General features: G+C 71.9%; 10 protein-coding genes. All 10 read right to left on the reverse strand.

Annotated elements, in window-relative coordinates; all coding sequences use genetic code 11:
* Positions 1 to 25 precede the first annotated feature (25 nt).
* Positions 26 to 3364, reverse strand: a complete 3339-nt coding sequence (locus tag AC0VYL_RS21330; RefSeq protein WP_475481315.1) for a type I polyketide synthase — start codon at positions 3362 to 3364, stop codon at positions 26 to 28.
* Positions 3351 to 9674, reverse strand: coding sequence for a type I polyketide synthase (locus AC0VYL_RS21335; protein ID WP_475481316.1), 6324 nt, complete (start codon positions 9672 to 9674; stop codon positions 3351 to 3353). Before AC0VYL_RS21335 ends, AC0VYL_RS21330 begins: the two co-directional genes overlap by 14 nt.
* Before the next feature lie 370 nt (positions 9675 to 10044).
* Positions 10045 to 11301, reverse strand: a complete 1257-nt coding sequence (locus AC0VYL_RS21340; RefSeq protein ID WP_475455314.1) for a styrene monooxygenase/indole monooxygenase family protein — start codon at positions 11299 to 11301, stop codon at positions 10045 to 10047.
* A gap of 77 nt (positions 11302 to 11378) precedes the next feature.
* On the reverse strand, positions 11379 to 11936 hold the full coding sequence (locus AC0VYL_RS21345; RefSeq protein ID WP_049576901.1) for a GTP-binding protein: 558 nt from the start codon (positions 11934 to 11936) through the stop codon (positions 11379 to 11381).
* A gap of 22 nt (positions 11937 to 11958) precedes the next feature.
* Positions 11959 to 12318, reverse strand: coding sequence for a DUF742 domain-containing protein (locus AC0VYL_RS21350; protein WP_013151545.1), 360 nt, complete (start codon positions 12316 to 12318; stop codon positions 11959 to 11961).
* 46 nt (positions 12319 to 12364) lie between these two features.
* Complete coding sequence (locus AC0VYL_RS21355) at positions 12365 to 12790, reverse strand: roadblock/LC7 domain-containing protein (protein WP_017543700.1); 426 nt, start codon at positions 12788 to 12790, stop codon at positions 12365 to 12367.
* A 94-nt stretch (positions 12791 to 12884) separates the two neighbouring features.
* Positions 12885 to 15377, reverse strand: coding sequence for a sensor histidine kinase (locus AC0VYL_RS21360; RefSeq protein ID WP_475481317.1), 2493 nt, complete (start codon positions 15375 to 15377; stop codon positions 12885 to 12887).
* Positions 15378 to 16010: 633 nt separating this feature from the next.
* Positions 16011 to 17264: a crotonyl-CoA carboxylase/reductase gene (ccrA, locus tag AC0VYL_RS21365; protein WP_475481319.1), complete on the reverse strand. Its 1254-nt coding sequence runs from the start codon at positions 17262 to 17264 to the stop codon at positions 16011 to 16013.
* A 300-nt stretch (positions 17265 to 17564) separates the two neighbouring features.
* The gene (locus AC0VYL_RS21370) at positions 17565 to 19376 is read right to left on the reverse strand and encodes an ABC transporter substrate-binding protein (RefSeq protein WP_475455320.1); all 1812 of its coding nucleotides are present in this window, start codon (positions 19374 to 19376) and stop codon (positions 17565 to 17567) included.
* Entirely contained in the window at positions 19373 to 19564 is a 192-nt protein-coding gene (locus AC0VYL_RS21375) for a hypothetical protein (protein ID WP_378737636.1), read from the reverse strand. The genes AC0VYL_RS21370 and AC0VYL_RS21375 overlap by 4 nt, the downstream gene beginning before the upstream one ends.

The raw sequence follows: 19564 nt of genomic DNA on the forward strand, positions 1-19564 counted from the left end.
ACTTTCCTGTACGTTCCCGCTCTGGTCAGGAGATCCCGAACTCCTGGTCGATCAGTTCGAGCAGCTGATCGTCGGAGGCCTCCTCCAGGTCCCGTCCGCCGTCCGTCCGCGTGCCCTCACCAAGGCGGCGCAGGAGTCCGCGCAGGCGCTCCTCGACCTCGTCGCGGACGTTCGCCTCCACGGGGGCGGCGGAGAGCGACGCCTCCAGCCGGTCCAGCTCCTCCAGAAGGGACCCCACCGGAGTCCGCTCGTCGGAGGCGAGCCGTTCCAGGAGGTGGGCGGTGAGCTCCACCGGGGTCGGATGGTCCAGGACGACGGTGACCGGCAGATTCAGCCCGGTGAGTTCGTTGAGCCGGTTGCGCAGGGTGACGGCCGCCAGGGAGGTGCCTCCGGCGTCCAGGAAGCCCCGGCGGAGCTCCACCTCCTCGGGGCCGGGATGGCCGAGCACCACAGCGGTCTCGGTGCGGACCAGGCCCATGACGGCGTCCTGGCGCTCGGCGTCGGAAAGGCCGTCCGGCAGAGTCCACGCACGGACCGCCGTCCGCGCGGGTCCGGGCTCCGGCTCGGCTCCGGCCGTTCCGGGCTCCGGTACGGCGGTGGGCGCCGCCGGGGTCGCGGCACGGGAGCGCCAGTAGCGGCGGCGCTGGAAGGGGTAGGTGGGCAGGTCCGCGGAGCGGGCTCCGGGCCCGAAGACGGTGGACCAGTCGACGGGCACGCCGTGGGCGTGGGCCTCGGCCATCGAGGCGAGGAAACGGTCCGGTCCGCCCTCGTCGCGGCGCAGGGTCGCCAGCACGGCGGTCTCGCCCGAGTGGGCGGCCTCGGCGGTCTCCTGGAGGGCGATGCTCAGGACGGGGTGCGGTCCGACCTCGACGAACACGCCGTGCCCGGTGGACAGCAGGAACTCGGTGACCCGCTGGAAGTTCACGGGCTCGGAGAGGTTGCGGTACCAGTACAGGGCGTCCAGTTCCCCGTCCCGCACCGGCTGCCCGGTGAGGGTCGAGTACATGGGGATGTCGGCCGGGCGGGACGTCACCGTGGCCAGCGAGCTCAGCAGGGTCTCCCGCAGACGCTGGACGTGCGGGGTGTGGGAGGCGTAGTCGACCGCGACCCGGCGTGCCCGCACCCCCTGTTCCTCGTAGCGGTCGGCCAGGCGGTCCAGCGCCTCCGCGTCACCGGCGACCACCGTGGCGGAGGCGCTGTTGACCACGGCCACGTGCAGCGGCTCGTCGGCGATGTCGGCCAGGACCTGCTCCTCGGACCGGGCCACCGACAGCATGCCGCCTGTGCCGGACAGGGTCAGGACCGCGCGGCTGCGCACCGCCACCACCGCCGCGCCGTCCTCCAGGGACAGCGCCCCGGCGACGCAGGCGGCGGCGACCTCGCCCTGGGAGTGGCCGACGACCGCGTCGGGGCGCAGGCCGTGGGCCGTCCACAGGTCGGCCAGGGCGACCATGACCGCCCACAGCGCGGGCTGGACGACGTCGACCCGGTCCAGGGACGCGGCGCCCTCCTCCCCTCGCAGGACGGCACCGAGCGACCAGTCCACGTGCGGGGCCAGGGCGGCCTCGCAGTCGGCGATGCGCGCGGCGAAGCGCGGCGACGACCTCAGCAGCTCCACGGCCATGCCCGCCCACTGGCCGCCCTGACCGGGGAAGACCAGGACGGTGCCGCGGTCGCCGGGGGCGCGGCCCGTGAGCACCGTCGGGTCGGGGCGCCCCGCCGCCAGGGCGTCGAGCCCGTACAGGTGGTCACCGGGAACGCGGCCGATCACCACGGCCCGGTGTTCGAAGGCGTCCCGGTCGGCGGCCAGGGTCCGGCCGACGTCGACGGGGTCGGCCTCCGGCCGGGTCTGGAGGTGTTGGCGCAGACGGGAGGCCTGAGCGGCCAGCGCCGCGCCGTCGCGGGCGGACAGCACCCAGGGCACCGGGATCCCGTTCCCGAGCGCCGCGTGGTGCGGTGGAGCGAGGGGCCGCTCCGAGGGCTCCTCCACCGGGGGCTCCTCCACCACCACGTGCGCGTTGGTACCGCTCATCCCGAACGAGGACACCGCGCCCCGGCGGGGACGGTCCCCCTCGGGCCAGGGACGGGAGCGGTTCAGGAGGCGCAGGGTTCCCGGGGACCAGTCGACGTGGCCGCTGGGCTCGTCGGCGTGCAGGGTGCGGGGCATGGTGCCGTGGCGCAGTGCCAGCACGAGCTTCATGAGCCCGGCGACACCGGCGGCGGCCTGGGTGTGGCCCACGTTGGACTTGAGCGATCCGAGCCACAGCGGCTGGTCCGGGTTCCGTCCGGTGCCGTAGGCCGAGAGGAGCGCCTGGGCCTCGATGGGGTCACCGAGCGTGGTGCCGGTCCCATGCGCCTCCAGCAGGTCGACCTCACCCGGTGCGAGCCCGGCGTCGGCCAGGGCCGCCCGGATCACGCGTTCCTGGGAGGGCCCGTTGGGCGCGGTCAGCCCGTTGGAGGCACCGTCCTGGTTGACCGCCGAGCCGCGGATCACCGCGAGCACCGGATGCCCGTTGCGGCGGGCGTCGGAGAGCCGTTCCAACAGGACCGCGCCCGCCCCCTCGGAGAAGCCGGCCCCGTCGGCGCCCGCGCCGAAGGCCTTGCAACGGCCGTCGGGGGCCAGTCCCCGGAGGTGGGTGAACTCGGTGAGCAGCCCCGGGTCGGACATGACCGTCGTACCGCCCGCCACCGCCAGGGCACACTCCCCCGCGCGCAGGGCGCGCGCGGCCAGGTGCACGGCCACCAACGAGGCGGAGCAGGCGGTGTCCACCGTCAGCGCGGGCCCGGTCAGACCCAGCGTGTAGGCCACACGGCCGGAGATGACGCTGGTCGTGGTGCCCGCCATCGCGAACCCGTCGCCGGGGGCCTGGGCGAGGGGCGGACCGTACTCCTGGGGGATCGCGCCCACGTAGACACCGGTGTCGGTGCCGTTCAGCGAGGTCGGCGGGATGCCCGCCCGCTCGATCGCCTCCCAGGCGACCTCCAGGAACAGGCGCTGCTGGGGTTCCATGGCCTCGGCCTCGCGCGGGGAGATCCCGAAGAACCCCGCGTCGAACCCGGCGGCGTCCTCCAGGAAGGACCCCTGGCCCATGGCCGAACGCGCGCCGCCGTCGCCACGGCCCAGGAGCGCGTCCACGTCCCAGCCCCGGTCGCCGGGCAGCGGGCCGACGGCCTCGGCGCCCTTGTCCAGCAGGGCCCACAGGTCCTCGGGGGTGTCCACACCGCCGGGCAGCCGACAGGCCATACCCACCACGGCGATGGGCTCGGAGGTCCGCTCGACCTCGCGGCGCAGCTGCTCGTTCTTCTTCAGCGAGGCCCTCAGCGCCTCGACCAGCTGCGCGTTCCCCACGTCATCGGTAGCCATCAACCGTCTCCCCCTCGGCCGAGTCACGGCCCTGATCTCCCAGTGCCAGGCCGAGCAGGCCCGCCACGTCCATCCGGTCGATGTCGCTGGCTCCGGCGGCGTCGCCGGCGCCCCCCTCGGTCCGGTTGGTCCCGTCGTCGGTCTCGTCCGCGGCCACCGAGGCCGCGTCGTCAGTAGTCTCCAGAAGTTTCGTGAGGAACAGGGTCATGGCACGCGGGTTGGGATGGTCGAACACCGCCGTGGCGGGCAACCGCCTCCCGGTGGCCCCGGAGAGCCGGTTGCGCAGCTCGACCCCGCCCATGGAGTCCAGTCCGAGCTCGCGGAAGGGCCGGTCGGCGGGGACCGCCGCGCCGCCACGGAGCCCGAGGACGTCGGCGGTGTGGGCGCGCACCTCCGCGAGCAGTCGGCGTTCGCGCTCGGGGCCGTCGACCCCGGTCCAGTCACCCCCGGTGGGACCGGGCTCCGCCGCGCTCTCCTCGTCGGCGCGCTCCACGGCGGGTCGGGGCACGAGGGGCGCCGTCGGCCGGGCGGCCGCGGCCTCGGTACGCGCACCGGCGGCCAGCACCGGCAGGTCCGGGGCCTCGGTGTCCAGCAGCGCCGGAACGTACGCGGTCCCCCGCAGGAACAGCGCGGCGTCGAGTTTGGCCAGGGCCCGGTCCGGCGGCATCGGCCACAGGACACCACCGGCCGTGGCGGCGTCGTCCTCCTCGGCCGGTCGGTCGTCTCCGCGCCACGGGCCCCAGGCCAGGGAGGTCGCGGGCAGGCCCCGGCCGCGGCGGAGGTGGGCCAGGGCCTCGCAGAAGACGTCCGCCGCCGCCTGGTGGGCGTGTCCGGGCGACCCCACGACCCCGCCCGCGCAGGAGAAGAGCACGAAGGAGGCCAGGGGCAGGTCCTCCGTGAGCTCGTGCAGGTTCCAGGCCGCGTCCACCTTGGACCGCAGCGTCTCCTCCCACCGGTCCGGGTCACCGTCCAGGACGGGGGATCCGTCGACCGTCCCGGCCGCGTGCACCACGGAGCCGAGCGGCCGGTCCAGCCCTCGGACCAGGCGTTCCAACGAGGGGCGGTCAGCGGCGTCGCAGGCCCGCACCACCACCTCCGCGCCCATCCGGCGCAGCTCGTCGGTCCGCTCGTCCTGCCCGGGGGCGGACTCGCCGTGACGGCTCGTCAGGGTCAGGTGGCGCACCCCGTAGCCGGCGACCAGGTGGCGGGCCACCCGGTGGCCGAGTTCTCCGGTTCCACCGGTGACCAGGACCGTCGCGCCGTGCGGGAAGGGAGCAGGCAGGTGCAGGACGGTGCGGCCGATGTACTCCCCGCGACGCACCGCGGAGAACGCCTCCTCGGCGTCGCGGACGTCGAGCCCGTTCACCGGCGACGGCCGCACGGCCCCGGACGCCAGCAGCTCCATGACGCGGGTGAGCATCTGCCCGACGCGTTCGGGAGCCAGGTCGAGGAGGTCGAAGCTCTCGTAACCGCGCCCGGGGTGGGCGGCGGCCACCTCCGCCTCCGAGCGCACGTCGGTTCCGCCGAGTTCCACGAAACGGCCGCCGGCCCCGCGCCCGTCGGCGGGTGAGCGCAGCAGCCGGAGGGAGGCGTCGACGAACCGGCCGGTGAGGGAGTTCAGGATGACGTCCATGCCCGAACCGCCGTTGGCCGCTCGCAGGGCGTCCTCGAAGTCCAGGGTCCGGGAGGGCGCCAGCCGGTCCTGGGAGAGGCCGTAGTCCTCCAGCACCGGCCACTGGTGCGGGTCCGCGGTGCCGAACACCCTGGCGCCCATGTGCCGGGCCAACTGGACCGAGGCGAGGCCCACACCGCTGGCGGCCGCGTGCACCAGGACGCTCTCGCCGGGCCGCAGCCCGGCCACGTCGACCAGCGCGTGGTAGGCGACCAGGTAGGCCCCGGGGATCGCGGCGGCCTCGGCCCACCCCCACGTGTCGGGGACGGGTGCCAGCACCCGGCGGTCGGCCACGGCCATCGGGCCGGTCGCGCCGGGGAAGAGGCCGGTGACACGGTCCCCCACGGACAGGTCGGTGACGTCCTCGGCGGTCTCCACGACCACCCCCGCTCCGTCCAGACCCCCGCGCCGCCCCGCTCCGCCGTCGATCACGGTGGAGACGTCGCGGCGGCCCACGCCCACGGCGCGCAGGGCGACCCGTACCTGGCCGGACACCAGCGGCGCGGTGGCGTCCGAGGCCGCCGACAGGTCCGGGTCCCGTGAGGAACCGGAGCCGTCCGCGTCCAGGCGCCAGACGGGCGCCGCGGACGCCGACCGGTCGGCGTCGGCCACGGGGACCAGCCTCGGTACCAGGACACCGCCGTTGCGCAGCGCCATCTGGGGTTGGCCGGAGCGCACGGCGGAGGGCAGTATGCCGTGCGAGCGCTCGGAGCCGTCGGTGTCGACCAGCAGCAGCCGACCCGGGTGTTCGCGCTGGACCGAGCGCAACAGCCCCCACACGGGGGCGGCGGCCAGGCCGCCGATGTGCTCGTCCGGTCCGACCGAGACGGAGCGCCAGGTCATCAGGGCCAGGGTGGAGTCAGCGAAGCGTTCGTCACGCAACCAGGAGCGGACCGTCCCCAGCGCCGCCGACAACCCCTCCCGCACGGTGTCGGGGACACTCTCCCCCTCGGCGTAGACGACGGCGGCCGGAAGCTCGGCGAAGACCACGTCCGGGACCGGGCCGTCAGGGTCCAGGTCGTCCAGGTCGGGCAGGTTCGCGGGGGCGTCGGTGGTGCTCCTCGGCACGGTCGTCGGGTCCCAGCGCAGCTGGTACAGCACCGGCTCCTCGCCGGGCGCGGGCGGCAGCGCCCCCTGCTCCACCGAACGGAACCCGACCTCGTCGGCCTCCAGGACCGGGAGGCCGGTCGGATCCAGGGCGCTGACCCGGTAGCGGTCGGCGCCCAGCGGCTCCAGGGACACCCACAGCTCCGTGGGCGCGGCCCCGGCGCGTGTGCGCAGGCCGCGCCAGGACGCGGACACCAGGGTCGTGTCCTCGGACCGCGAACCGAACAGCAGCGCCGCGTGCAGCGCCGAGTCGACGAGCGCGGGGTGCAGCCCGGTCAGCGTCTGTCCGTGGCCGCGCGGGAGGGCGACCCTGGCCAGGAGGGTGTCGCCCAGGCTCCACACCTGGCGCAGGCAGCGGAAGAGCCGACCGAGGGCGTAGCCCCGGCGCGACAGACGCCGGTAGGCGTCCTCGGGATCCAGACCGACGTCGACCGCCTCCGGTGGCGGCCAGGCTCCGACGAGGGGTTCGGACGTGAGTCCACCCGGCTCCAGGGAACCGGAGGCGTGCCTGGTCCACCCGGTCTCGCCGGGGCCGCGCGTGTGCACGCTCGCGTCCCGGGCTCCGCTCTCGTCAGCGGGCCCGACGGTCACCTGCACCTCGGTCTCCCGGCCGCCGCCGGGGAGCACCAGCGGCTCCTCGACGGTCAGTTCCGCGACGGTGGCGGCGCCCGACCGCTCACCGGCGTGCGACAGCAGACCGGCCACGGCCGCGCCGGGCAGCACCGTACGGCCGAGCATCCGGTGGTCGAGCACCCACGACTGGCGGGCGTCGTCCAAGCGCCCGCCGAACACCGTGCGCCCGTCAACCAGCTCCAGACCCCGCTCGTCCAACGGCTCGGCGGGGGCGACCGCCCGTGCCCTGGCCCGGGCACGGGGCCAGAACCGTTCTCGTTGGAAGCGGTAGGTGGGCAGGTCCGTGGTGCGCGCGCCCGTGCCCTCGAACAGGTTCGCCCAGTCGACGTCGACCCCGGCGGTGAAGGCCTCCGCCGCGGCGGTGAGCAACCGGGCCTGGTCGCCCTCGCCCCGACGCAGCGTCTCCAGCACGTGTCCGCGCACCCCGGCCTCGGCCAGGGTGCTCCGCAGACCGTAGGACAGCACGGGGTGCGGGCCCACCTCGATGAAGGTGCGGCGCCCGGAGGCGGCCAGCGCCCGCACCGCCGACGCGAACCGCACCTGGTTGCGCAGGCCCTCGTACCAGTAGTCGGCGTCCAGGGCCGGGCCGCTCCCGCCCGGTTCCGTACCGGTCAGGGTGGAGTAGAAGGGGATCTTCGCGGGGCGCCAGCGCACCCGGCCCAGGGCGGTGTGCAACCGCCCCCGGATACGTTCCACGTGCGCCGAGTGGGACGCGTAGTCCACGTCCACCAGGGAGCCGTGCAGTCCCCGCGCCTCACACCCGCGCACCGCCTCGCGGACCGACTCCGGAGCGCCGGAGACCACGACCGCGCGCGGCCCGTTGACCGCGGCGACGTGCAGGTCCGGCAGGGAGGCGGCCAGTTCCTCCGCCTCCTCCGGCGAGACGCCCAGGGACGCCATGGCACCGCTGCCCGCCAACGCCGTCAGCGCGCGGCTGCGCAGGGCCACGATCCGCGCGGCCTCCTCCAGGGGCAGGGCCTCGGCCACGCAGGCCGCGGCCAGCTCCCCCTGGGAGTGGCCGACCACGGCGGAGGGCCGCAGCCCCAGCACCGACCACACCTGCGCCAGCGAGACCATCACCGCCCAGAGCACCGGCTGCACGACGTCGACCCGGGCCCCCTCCCCCGTCAGGGGCGGAGCCTGGGGGTCGCCCCGGAGCACGGCGGACAGCGACCAGTCCACGTGCGGGCGCAGGGCGCGTTCGCAGACCCGGATCCGCTGGGAGAACGCCTTGGCCAGGAGCCCGTCACCCGTGAGCAGATCGCGCCCCATGCCGACCCACTGGCCCCCCTGACCGGGGAAGACCAGCACCGGCCCGTGGGGGTCGGTCAGGGGACCGCCCGTGTCCGCGAGGCGGACCGACTCCAGTTCGCGGGTGTCGTCCTCACCGGAGGCGAAGACCACCGCGCGGTGCTCGAAGACGTCCCTGGTGGTGGCCAGGGACAGGCCGACGTCCAGGGCCCGGTCCCGCTGCCGGGAGGACACGTGGGCGTGCAGGGCGGAGGCCTGTTCGCGCAGCGCCGCCTCCGAACGGGCCGACAGCACCCACGGGACCGGGTCCAGGACCCGGGAGCCGCCGAAGCCGCCGCCCTGTTCGGCCGCGGTCTGGTCGGTGGCCGGGGCGGGGCCCACCACCAGGTGGCAGTTGGTGCCGCCCATGGCGAAGGCCGAGACACCCGCGAGCGGGCTGTGGCCCGGCCAGGGTTCGCGTCGGGCCTGCACGGAGAGGCCGAGGCCGGCGAGGTCGATGTCGGGGTGGGGCTGGACGAAGTTGAGCGAGGGCGCCAGGGTCTGGTGGTCCAGGCTGAGCACCGTCTTGACCAGGCCGACGATACCGGCGGCCCCCTCCAGGTGACCGACGTTGGTCTTGGCCGACCCGACCCGGAGGGGGTCGGACCGGTCCGCGCCGAACACCTCTCCGAGCGCCCGGGCCTCCACCGGGTCGCCCGCCGGGGTGCCCGTGCCGTGCAGTTCGACGTAGCCGACGCGGTCCGGGCGTACGCCCGCGTCCTCGTGTGCGGCGCGGATGGCGGCGGCCTGACCCCCCGCGGTGGGGCGGGTCAGGAACTCGCCCGCCCCCGAGTGGTTCACCGCACCGCCGTGGATCACCGCGAGCACGCGGTCGCCCTCGGCCTGGGCGCGGCCCAGCGGTTTGAGCACGACCAGGGCGCCGCCCTCACCGCGCACGTAGCCGTTGGCCCGCGCGTCGAAGGTGTGGCAGCGGGCGTCCGGGGAGAGCCCGCCGAACCGGGCGACGGCCTCGGTGCTCTCGGGGACGAGGATGAGGTTGACCCCTCCCGCGAGCGCCATCTCGGACTCGCCGCGGCGCAGGCTCTCCACGGCCATCTGGACGCTGACGAGCGAGGACGCCTGCCCGGCGTCCACGGTCAGGCTGGGGCCGCGCAGCCCGAGGGTGTGCGAGACGCGGTTGGCGATCAGGCTCCGGTGCGTCCCGGTGAGGCTGTGTCGGGTGAGGGCCTCGGGGCCCTCGCGGTCCAGGAGGAGGGCGTGGTCGGACCCGATGGCTCCGGTGAACACGCCCACGCGTGCGCCCCTCAGGGTGCTCGGGGCGATCCGGGCGCGCTCCACCGCCTCCCAGCCGAGTTCGAGCATCAGCCGTTGCTGTGGGTCCATGGTCTCGGCCTCGCGCGGGGAGACCCCGAAGAACCCCGCGTCGAACCCGGCCACGTCGTCCAGGTAACCGCCCCAGCCGGGGCCGCGTTCGGTGACCGTCTCCCCGAGCCGTTCGGGGGGCGGGCCCACGGCCTCACGTCCCTCCGAGAGCAGGCGCCAGAACTCGTCGGGGGAACCGGCACCGGGCAACCGACAGGCGAGCCCGACGACGGCGACCGGCTCCCAGGTGTCCTGGGCAGGGGTTCCCTCTGGTTCGCCACTCACGATCGCTGCCTCTCACTCTCGTCCGCCATGTCCGGCCCTTGTGCGAGAGGCGGCGTCCGTTCCTCACACGGGGAATGAACAAGCGACCGTGCACCTGCACAGGCCGACGTTGTTTTCGAGACGCGTCTACCACACCTTCACCGAGGCGGACCGAGTTGTTCTCGGCGCCGACCCACAAAAGACCATTCAGGACTAACGGGCATCAACCCGAAAGAGCGTAACGCTAGTTCACAAGCACTGACAATGGAGGGGGGTTTCGGACAGAGGATTCGGGCCTTCATTACCCGAATTTGCACCCATGCTACAAAGGGCCCGGCGTCCCAGTGGGACGCCGGGCCTCAGAGGTGTCGGGGCCGGGGAGACGGGCGGATCAGCCGCCGTTCCGCGCCTTGACCTCCTCGATGTAGGCCTGGGCCACGTCCTTGTCGAACAGCCAGTTCTTGTAGTCGGACGGAAGGTCCCACCCCTGGATCCAGCGGTCGGCGATCTCCCGGTGCTGGGAGGCCGCCGTCATGACGTTGGTGACGTGTTCGGGCAGGTCGTGCTCCCACATACTCCCCGCGAACTCGGCCCACATCTGGTTGTCCTGGCCGAAGGCCCAGAAGCGGTCGAACGCCCTGACCAGGAAGTTCTCGTCGAACTCCTTGTCACCGTGTTCGATGATGCTCTCCAGGTACGCCTCGGCGCAGCGGGTGGAGTTGTTCCAGCTCTGACCGACGAAGGGGTCCATGGTCACGACCACGTCGGCCATGCCCAGGACCTTCCCTCCCGAGGGAAGGGTGCCCACCGGGTTGCGCACCTGAGGGGTCAGGTCCTCCACCAGTGTGCTGCGGCCGTCGATCAGCTCGGCGTCCCGCACCCGCTCGAAGACGTCCGGGGCGTACTTCCGGCTGAGGTCCTTCATCCGGCGCAGCTGCTCCTGCGGCCCCGGCCGGTCCGGCCAGGCGTCCATGGGGCTGCCCTTCTTGTCCACCATGAACATGCTGTAGCACGGCCCGTCCTGGCTCAGGATGGGGATGAAGATGATGTTCCCGGCCTCTTCGGTGATGGCCGCCCAGCCGACGTTCTCCGACTCCTCCGGGTCCGGCCACACGTCGTAGATGTAGGCCTGCGCCAGCGAGCGCGGCCGCGCCCCGCTGAACCGACTGCTGTCGTGGTCGAAGAGCTGACCCAGCTCCCCGTGCCCGACCGCGACGATGATCAGGTCGAACATCCGCGAGAAGTAGTCGAGGTCGGTGACGGTGACACCGTGGATGACCACCTTGCCGCCCCGGTCCTCGAAGGACTCCAGCCAGTCGGCCATCTTCACCCGCCGGTCGACGGAGACCGTGTACCCGTTGCCGGGGTGGGAGCTTCCGGTGAGTGACGTGACCTTCTGACCGCCCACGTACATGATGAGCTTCTGCTCGCGGATCTGCGGGGAGAGCGCGCTCCAGAAGTCCAGGTCGAACTTGCGCTCGTACTCCAGGGCCGTGGGCAGGGTGAACTGGGAGATGGAGGGCTTCCCGGTCCTGATCTCCATCGAGGACTGCCCCGTGATCACCGTGACGTCGTAGCCATGGGTCAGGAGACCGTGGGCCAGGTGCAGGCCGGCGTGGCCAGCGCCGACGATAAGGATCTTGCGCATTGTGTCGCTAACTTTCCTGGGAATCTACGGGGCCGCGGGGGAGGATCGGCCAGAGGGAGTCCGAACGCCCCCGCCCGTCAGGCGACGGGCTCGCTCGCTCGGTTGTGCTCCAGCGCGTACCGCAACAGGGTCTTGAGCACGTCGCCGCCGGACGTCCTGTGTCGAGCGTCGAAGTCGATGATGGGCACCTCCGGACTGACCTCCAGAGCCTCACGGACCTGCTCGGCGGTGTAGTCCAAGCGCCCCTCGAACTTGTTCAGCGCCACGATGTAGGGAATCCGCTTGTTGGTCTCGAAGTAGTCGACCGCGTCGAAGGAGTCCGCGAGCCTTCGGCAGTCGACCACGACGACGGCGCCCACGGCGCCGCGGACCAGATCGTCCCACATGAACCAGAACCGGGCCTGACCCGGCGTGCCGAACATGTACATGACCAGTTCGTCGTCGATGGTGATGCGGCCGAAGTCCATCGCGACGGTGGTCGTCGTCTTGTCGGGTGTGACCGAGGTGTCGTCGTGTCCGACACTGGCCTCGGTCATGATCGCTTCAGTCGTGACCGGCGGAATCTCCGACACCGAGCGCACCAAGGTCGTCTTGCCGGCACCGAAGCCACCGGCGATGACGATCTTGCTCGACATCTTCTTGCGATTCGACCTGTTGTCACTGGAAAAGTCGTTCGAGACCACGAAGAGCCCTCTCCAGAACCTGGTTTTCGGACGGACTGCTGCCGGTGATGGTCGGGTGGATGTACACCAGGTCCTGCTCGGCCAGGTCACTGACCAGAACCTGAGTCACACCCAGGGGGATGTTCAACTCGGCCGACACCTCAGCGAGAGACCGCGTCTCCCGGCACAGTTTGTAGATACTGATCGACTCCGGCATGAGGGTGCCAGGAGGTTCCTGCCCGGGCTCGGACGTCGAGACCAGGGTCTGCACCATCAGCGGATGCCGTGACCGCGTCCGCCCACCTGTGAAGGTGAACGGGCGAACACGGTTACTCCTTCGCCTGCGGAAGCTCATAGCCGCGGCAACCTCATTCCTGCCGAACCGTTACGGGTCACCGTCGTCAGTTCTGGATGACCTCGCGCAGCTGCGAGCGCAACTGCGGAGTGAGCACGTGGGCGACGTTGTCCACGAGCTTGGCCATCTGGAAACCGACGATCTTCAGCTCCGTACCGGGTGCGGTGAGCACCGCCATGCAGGAACCGTCACTGATGGCCATGATGAACAGGTGGCCGTGGTTGAAGCGCACCAGGAGCTGCTCGCACTCCCCCCGCTGGAACAGGCTGGCACCGCCGACCGCCAGGCTGTGCAGCCCGCTCGCGATGGCCGCCAGCTGCTCGGCGTGCACCTCGGGGAAGTCACTGGAGTGGGTCAGCACCAGGCCGTCCGAGGAGACCACGACGGCGTGCTCGACACCGCGCACGTCCCGGACGAACCGGTCGATGAGCCACGAGAAGTTCTCAACGCTGTCGTTCGTGGATTCAGTCATGGTTGTGCTCTACCTGCCTCGGCCGAAGGTCGTGTTCGCTGGGGGTCTGGGGTGTGGGGGCCCGGACGGGACTCTCGGGCCCCCGCTTGGAAGGTCATTCCTTGTCGTCCTCAAGCTCCTCGCCGTCGAGGGCGGCGCGTTCCCCGTCGAGGAAGTCACCGATCTCGTCGCGGATCTGCTCCGCACGGGCCTCACCGGTGAGGCGGGGCGGGGTGTCGTCCCGGCCCTTCGGCGGCGGCGGCGGGTTCTCGGACAGCGCGTCGGGGTGCGGCATCATCCGCAGCGGCGAGCCGTGCGGGGTGGCGCTGCGCCGGGGCAGGCCCGCCGAGGTGACCGCGGAGCTCCCTCCGGGAGAGGGCTGCGACGGGGTCTTGGGCCCGCTGGAGCCGTTGACCGCACGGCCGTCGGAGGGCTGTTGCGGGATCGGTCCGGTCGAGGTCACGGGAGCACTCGTGCTGGGAATCGTGGTGGTGCTGGTCTGCCCGGGGATCCGGGGCGTGGCCACGCGAAGGAGTTCCTTGGGGACGATGGTGTAGGCGCTGACCCCTCGGAAGGAGCGCGACTCCAGCCTGGTCTCCAGGTTGTGCTTCTGGGCGATCCGGCTCGCTACGTAGAGGCCCATGTGCTTGGGCACCTCGTCGTCCAGGACGGGCTCGCCGTCCAGACGGCTGTTGAGCTCCACCAGCTGGGCCTCGGGGATACCCACGCCCTCGTCCTCGACGACGATCATGAGGCGGCCGTCGTCCAGCTCACGGGCGCTGATCACGACCTGGGAGTGCTCGGGCGAGTTCGCGGTGGCGTTGTCCAGCAGCTCGGCCAGGAGGTGGCTGATGTCGTCCGCGGCCAGACCGGTGATGGAGGCCTGGGGGATCTTGCCCAGGCTGACCCTGGGGTAGTCCTTGATCTCCGAGGTCGCGGCGCGGGCGACGTCGAGCAGCGGGACGATCTCGTCGTGGGCGTCGGACTCGCCGCCGTCGTGCCCGGTCAGCACCAGGAAGTTCTCGCCGTTGCGTCGCATACGGGTCGCGAAGTTGTCGATCTGGAAGAGCTTGTCGAGCAGGTCCGGGTCCTGGGCCCCGGTCTCCAGGGCCTCGACCATCTCGAGGAGCGCGTCGACCAGGGAGAGGTCGCGCATGGCCAGACCGGCCAGCGCCTCGTTGAGGAGGTCTCCCTGGAGCCCGTCCTCGGTGGGGGCGGCGGTGGCCCCGGCCGACTCGGCGGGCGCGTCCTGGACGGCCTCCGTGACGGGTGCCTCGGTGGCGGCCCCACCGTCCCGGCCCCGCGCGGGGGCCTCGGGCTCGGCCGTCTCCTTGGCCGGTTCGGTGGCGGTGTTCGCGTCCGTCCCGGTCTCGGAGCGGGTGAGCGCCCGGTCCTGGCCGATCTCCGGGGAGACGGACGGCTCCGCGCGCTCGGAGAAGAGCGTGGCGGCCGACTCCGCGGTGATCACCTGCGGCTGCTGACCGGCGGCGAGCACGATGACGTGCTGGACCGGCTGACCGTAGGGGTTCATCTGCCCGTAGGGCGCGAACTGGCCCGGGTAGACCACCGGCTGGCCCGGAAGGACGTAGCCGGGAGGCTGGTAGGGCAGCGGGTAGGCGCTCTGGTACGGCAGCGGCGGCGGGTAGGCCGCGTAGTGCGGCGCGGGCGGCTGCGCCGCGTACCCGGCGTAGGGGGCCGGGTGGCCCTGGGCCTCGTGCGGCTGCTGGTAGCCGGGCGGCACGGCCTCGGGGCGGCCGTAGCCGTACCCCGGGTAGCCGGGGCCCTGCGGGCCCTGGTCCGGGTGTCCGGGGCGCTCCTGGTAGCCGCCGTGGTCGTGGCGGTAGCGGGGCTCCTGGTAGCCGTAGGGCTCCGGGTAGCCCTGGGAGGGCTGGTGGTTCCGCGCCCCCGGGTGGCCCGGGTGGCCGTTGTGCTCCGGGGGGCCCTGGTAGCCGTACGGAGCGTGGGGGTCCTGCCCGGTCGGGCGGTACTCCCGTCCCGGCTCCGACCCCTGGGGGCGGGCGGGGGCGGGGCGTCGCTGCTCGTACGGCGCGGGCGCGGGGTCGCCCAGAGGGGACGTCCACTGGGCGCGGGGCTCGGCGGGTTCGTTGGCGGGCCACCGCGACTCGGCCGGCGCCGGGAAGCGCTGGGCGTCGGCGGCCTCGGGCACGCCGGACTCGCCCCTGGGCGGTTCCGTCCTCGCGGTCTCGTGGGCGGCGCGCGGGCCCGGCGTGTGCCGGGGCGCGGCCGTGGCTTCCGGCGTGGCCGGTGCCGTGGGTGACACAGGGGCCTCGGGCCGCTCTGTGTGCTCTGAAGGTTTGGGGCTGTCGGTCATGGTGTCCGTGGTGGCGGGGATGTGTGGGCTGCGCGGTTCCGGCTCGTTGAGCCCGACGCCGCGCCACTGGCCGACCTGGTTGGCGCCGGTGTCGACGTCGTCGATCTCCAGGTTCCGGGTCGTGTAGGGGTTGGGGACGCTCACCCGGGAGGTGGGACGGTAACCGTTCTCGGCGGACGCGGAGAAGGGTCCGGTGGGGGGCTCCGTCGCGGCTGTCTCCTCGCCGTCCGACGTTCGGTCGGGGTTCTGCGAGTGCGGATGCACGGGCTGATGCACGGGATTTCCTTGCTCGGTCTCCGGTGACGGGGGTTCCTGGGACTTGACCATCCGGGAGATGGCTCGGCGGAACCTTCCTTCGCGCCTGGCTCCACGCCCATCCTCCGTCGACATCATCTTGGCCAGGGAGTGGTCATCGCGTTCCTGCGGTGACGCCTGTGCCACAATCTCGTCTCCTCGCATCAGGTGGGCGGATGGCGGTGGCCCCGCACCACCGCCCTGACCAGGGAGGAAATCGTTTCTCGGGACCTTTCGGCCCGTGAGACGACCAGACGCCCCGAACGCCGGGGGGACGCCTCGACGGTTCTGGCGGGAGAGGGGATCGTGGCGCGCGGCCGGGGTCGGCGGAGAGGGCCCGATCCGGTGGACAAGTGTCCACGCTCCACACAATTCCCGTACTTCCACCGGGAACCGTCGTTCGGTTCGTCAGACTAACAAAGGACGCCCAGCTTGACAGAAGAATCGAAGATCCGCCGAAGGGGCACCGGACAGGACCCGGGTGACGTGCGAGAACACCCGAAAATACGCCGCTCGAACCAGACCGAAAGTAGTGCTTTTGTCATGAAATGTCTGATTCTTGCCGGGTGTCACCTCCTTGGAGGACGACCCCGCGACCACCCCCGGAAGGGACCGTCAGAGTTCGATCCCGACCTGCCCCGGAGCGGCGTTGACCAGGGCCGCCATGTTCCCCGGGGGTTGCTTGTTGTCCCGTAGGAGCTGGTGCGCGGTACCGATCTCGTCGAACGGTACGGTTTTGGTCACACAGGGGTCGAGCTGTCCGCCGGCCACCAGGTCGATCACCATGCGGCACTGCGCGGGCGAGGCGAAGTGCGAGCCCTGGAGGCGCTTGAGCCGCATCCACAGGAAGCGCAGGTCCACGTCGGCCTGGAAACCCGAGGTGGCCCCGCAGATCACCACCATCCCGGAGTTGTCGCACAGGTAGAGCGAGGTGGGCAGGGTGTCCGCCCCCGTGTGCTCGAAGACGATCCGGGGCGACCGCCGCTCCCCCAGCTCCTCCCAGAACTTCTTGCCGAACGCCCTCGCCCCGCGCATCCACGCCGCGAAGGCCTGGGTGTCGCTCTCGTCGGGGACCCGGCCCCAGTGGTCGAACTCGGTGCGCAGGATCGTGCCGACCGCCCCCAGCCTGCGGCACACCTCGGCCTTCTCCGGGGTGGAGACCACGGCGATCGGTTTTCCGCCCACCTGGCGGGCGAGCTGGATCGCGGAGGTTCCCAGACCGCCCGCGCCGCCCCAGATCAGCACCGGGTCACCCGGTCGCACGACGTTGGGCTCCCAGCCGAAGAGCTGCCGGTAGGAGGTGGCCGCGCTGACGAGGAAGCCGCCCGCGACGTCCCAGGGCAGGTTCTCCGGCTTGCGGTGGCACTGGACGTCCTGCACGAGGGTGAACTGCCCGAAGGAGCCGTAGTTGTGCTCGTAGCCCCACACGCGCATGCTCCGGGAGGCGACGGGGTCCCCTCCCATGCGGATGTCGTCGGAACCCTCGTCCCACTGGCCGGAGGCGATGATGACGTGGTCACCGACCTCGACCCCGCTCACCCCCTCCCCCACGGCCCAGACCACTCCGGAGCCGTCGGAGCCCCCGATGTGGTAGTCCTCCGTCGCCCCGGCCTTCTCCCGGGCGGCGATGACGTCGGCGGGGTGGCCCTTGGCCGCCCAGATGTTGTTGTAGTTGATGCCCGCGGCCATCGTGTAGACGAGCACGTGACCCGGCCGGAGCTCCGGGACCGGCACGATCTCGTGGGCGAAGGCGTCGCGGGGCTCGCCGTAGCGCTCCCGCCGGATGGTGAAGGCGTGCATCCGCTCGGGCACGTGGCCCAGGGGCGGTACCTCACCGAGGTCGTACAGGTCCTTCGGGTCCTTGGTCACGGTGTGCCAGTCCTTTCCAGGGCGCCGGGAGGCGGGGCGGGGGCGGGGCGAACGGGGGTCGGCGGGTGCCGGGACAGGGGACGGGAACGGAGAGGCACCGCGCAGATGCGCGTGCGAATGCACGGGAGACTACCTGTCTTCGCTTGGAACGCGCACAAACGGCCCCCCGGAGGACAAACTCCCGCATGCCCGTAACCCCCCTGCGGGGTCGGGCACACCGGCGGGGGCGGGGCCCGAAGGCACCCGCCCCCGCCCGGGACCGGCCCGGTCACCCCCGGTTCACCGCCGGGGATCCGTCGCTCAACCCTCGACCGGCTCCAGCTCGCCCTTGATCAGCGCCAGGATGACGTGGTTGTCCTGGTACTGCTCGTTCTGGGAGGTGGGGGTGTCCGTCGGGAACTCCTTCACGCGGACGCCCTCGACCGCCGGGGCGAGGTACTTGTAGGTCCAGATCGGGATGCGCGGCAGGAGCTCGTTGAAGACGATCGCGAGCGTCTTCAGGGCCTCCTTCTGCTCCTCCTCGGTCTCGGCCCGCTGGGCGGTGTCCACCAGCTCCTCGATGTCCACGTCGCCCTGCGAGGGGCTCTCGACCTGGAGTTCGAACCCCTGGCCCGGGGAGTCCTCGGTCCTGGCGTTCTCGGTCAGGAAGTTCATCTGGAAGGCGCCCCAGTAGTCGGGCTGCTCCGGGTTGCCCCAGTGGCGCACGGCCACCTCGAAGTCACCGGCTCCCCAGATGCCCCACGGGTTGTCCTCGGGGACGTTGCGCGCCTCGGTCTTGATGCCGAACGCGTTCCAGGCCTCCTCGACCTGGGAGGCGGTCAGCTCGAAGTCGCCCCAGCCAGCGACGCCGATGACCTCGAAGCTGGCCTCCTCGCCGTCAGGGAGCAACCACCTGCCGCCCTCCTTGGTCCAGCCCGCGTCCTCCAGCAGCTCCGTGGCCTTGTCCAGGTCCTGGTCGAAGGTCTCGAAGTCCGCCAGTTCCTCCGCGGTGAGGATCTCCTCGGCCTGGATGTCGGCCAGACCCGCGTAGTGGTTGACGCGGCTGTAGCCCTCGCCCCGAGCCACCTGGCCGATCTGGTCGCCGTCGAGGACGTAGGCCAGCGCCTTGCGCACGCGCACGTCCTGGACCTCGGGCTTGGCCTTGTGGTTGAACATGATGCCGCAGCCGTCGTAGCCCGCGTGCTCGACCCAGCGGAAGCCCTCGACGCTCTGGAAGGCCTGCTGGTCGGCGGCGGAGGGGGCCAGACTGGAGTAGTCCACCTCGCCCTGCTGCACCAGCAGCGCCGACTGCCGGTTGTCGCCCTTGTGGACGACGACCTCGTCGAACCTCACCTCGGTGCCCTGGTAGCCGTTCTCGTTGCGCACCAGCGTGATGCGCGCGTCCGACATCTGCGCCTCGTCGAACATGTACGGGCCGCTGCACACGATCACGTCGGGGTTGAACTCGATGAACCCGGAGTTCCACTCGGCGTGCTCGTCGTCGCCCTGCCGGACGCCGTCGTTGACCATCTCGACCGCGCGCTCACCGAACTCCTCGTAGGTGACCTTGGAGACGATCCGGTGCTTGACGATGCTGCGCTCGATGTTGGGGAAGGGGTTCTCGAACCCGAGCCGCACACTGAGGTCGTCCAGCTTCTCCAGGTTCTGCACCTGGGGGAAGCCGAAGCCCCACGGCGGGGCCTCCAGGACGCGCATGGCGTAGCTGCGGATCATGTCGTCCGCGTTCAGGTCGGTGCCGTCGCTCCACTTCAGCCCGGAGCGCAGGGTCATGACGAGGTCGTCGCCGTCCCACTCGTGGCCCTCCAGCAGGAGGTAGTCCCATTCGTGCTCGGCCCAGTTGTAGACGCCCCCCGGGCACAGGAACAGGTCCTTGTAGACCGAGTTGAGCAGCAGAGCGCCGTCCTCACGGTGGACGTTGCGCGTCATGGAGTCGAGGTCGTAGTCGAAGACCCCGGTGAACTGGGTGGCGTCGGAGTTCCCGCCGCCGTCTGCGGAGCAGGCGGACAGAAGACCCGCGCCGGCCACCCCGACCGTGCTGAAGCCGACGGCCTTGAGGAGCCGCCTTCTGCTCAGATCGTTCAGGATCGCGTTGCGCGAGGGGGTGGAGGTCATTCTTGACGCTTCCTTTCCAGGAGGACGGCGAGCAGACCGAGGGAGAGAACGGCCAGGCCGACACCGACGGTGACGACGCTGATGACGAACTCGGCTGTGCCGGGGGATGTGATCACGACCATGAGCGTGCAGGCGAGGGTGAGGAACGCTCCGACGAACAGGCCGAAGCGTCCGATGAGGAGCAGCAG

It is taken from the genome of Nocardiopsis sp. iso_238, assembly GCF_056173325.1.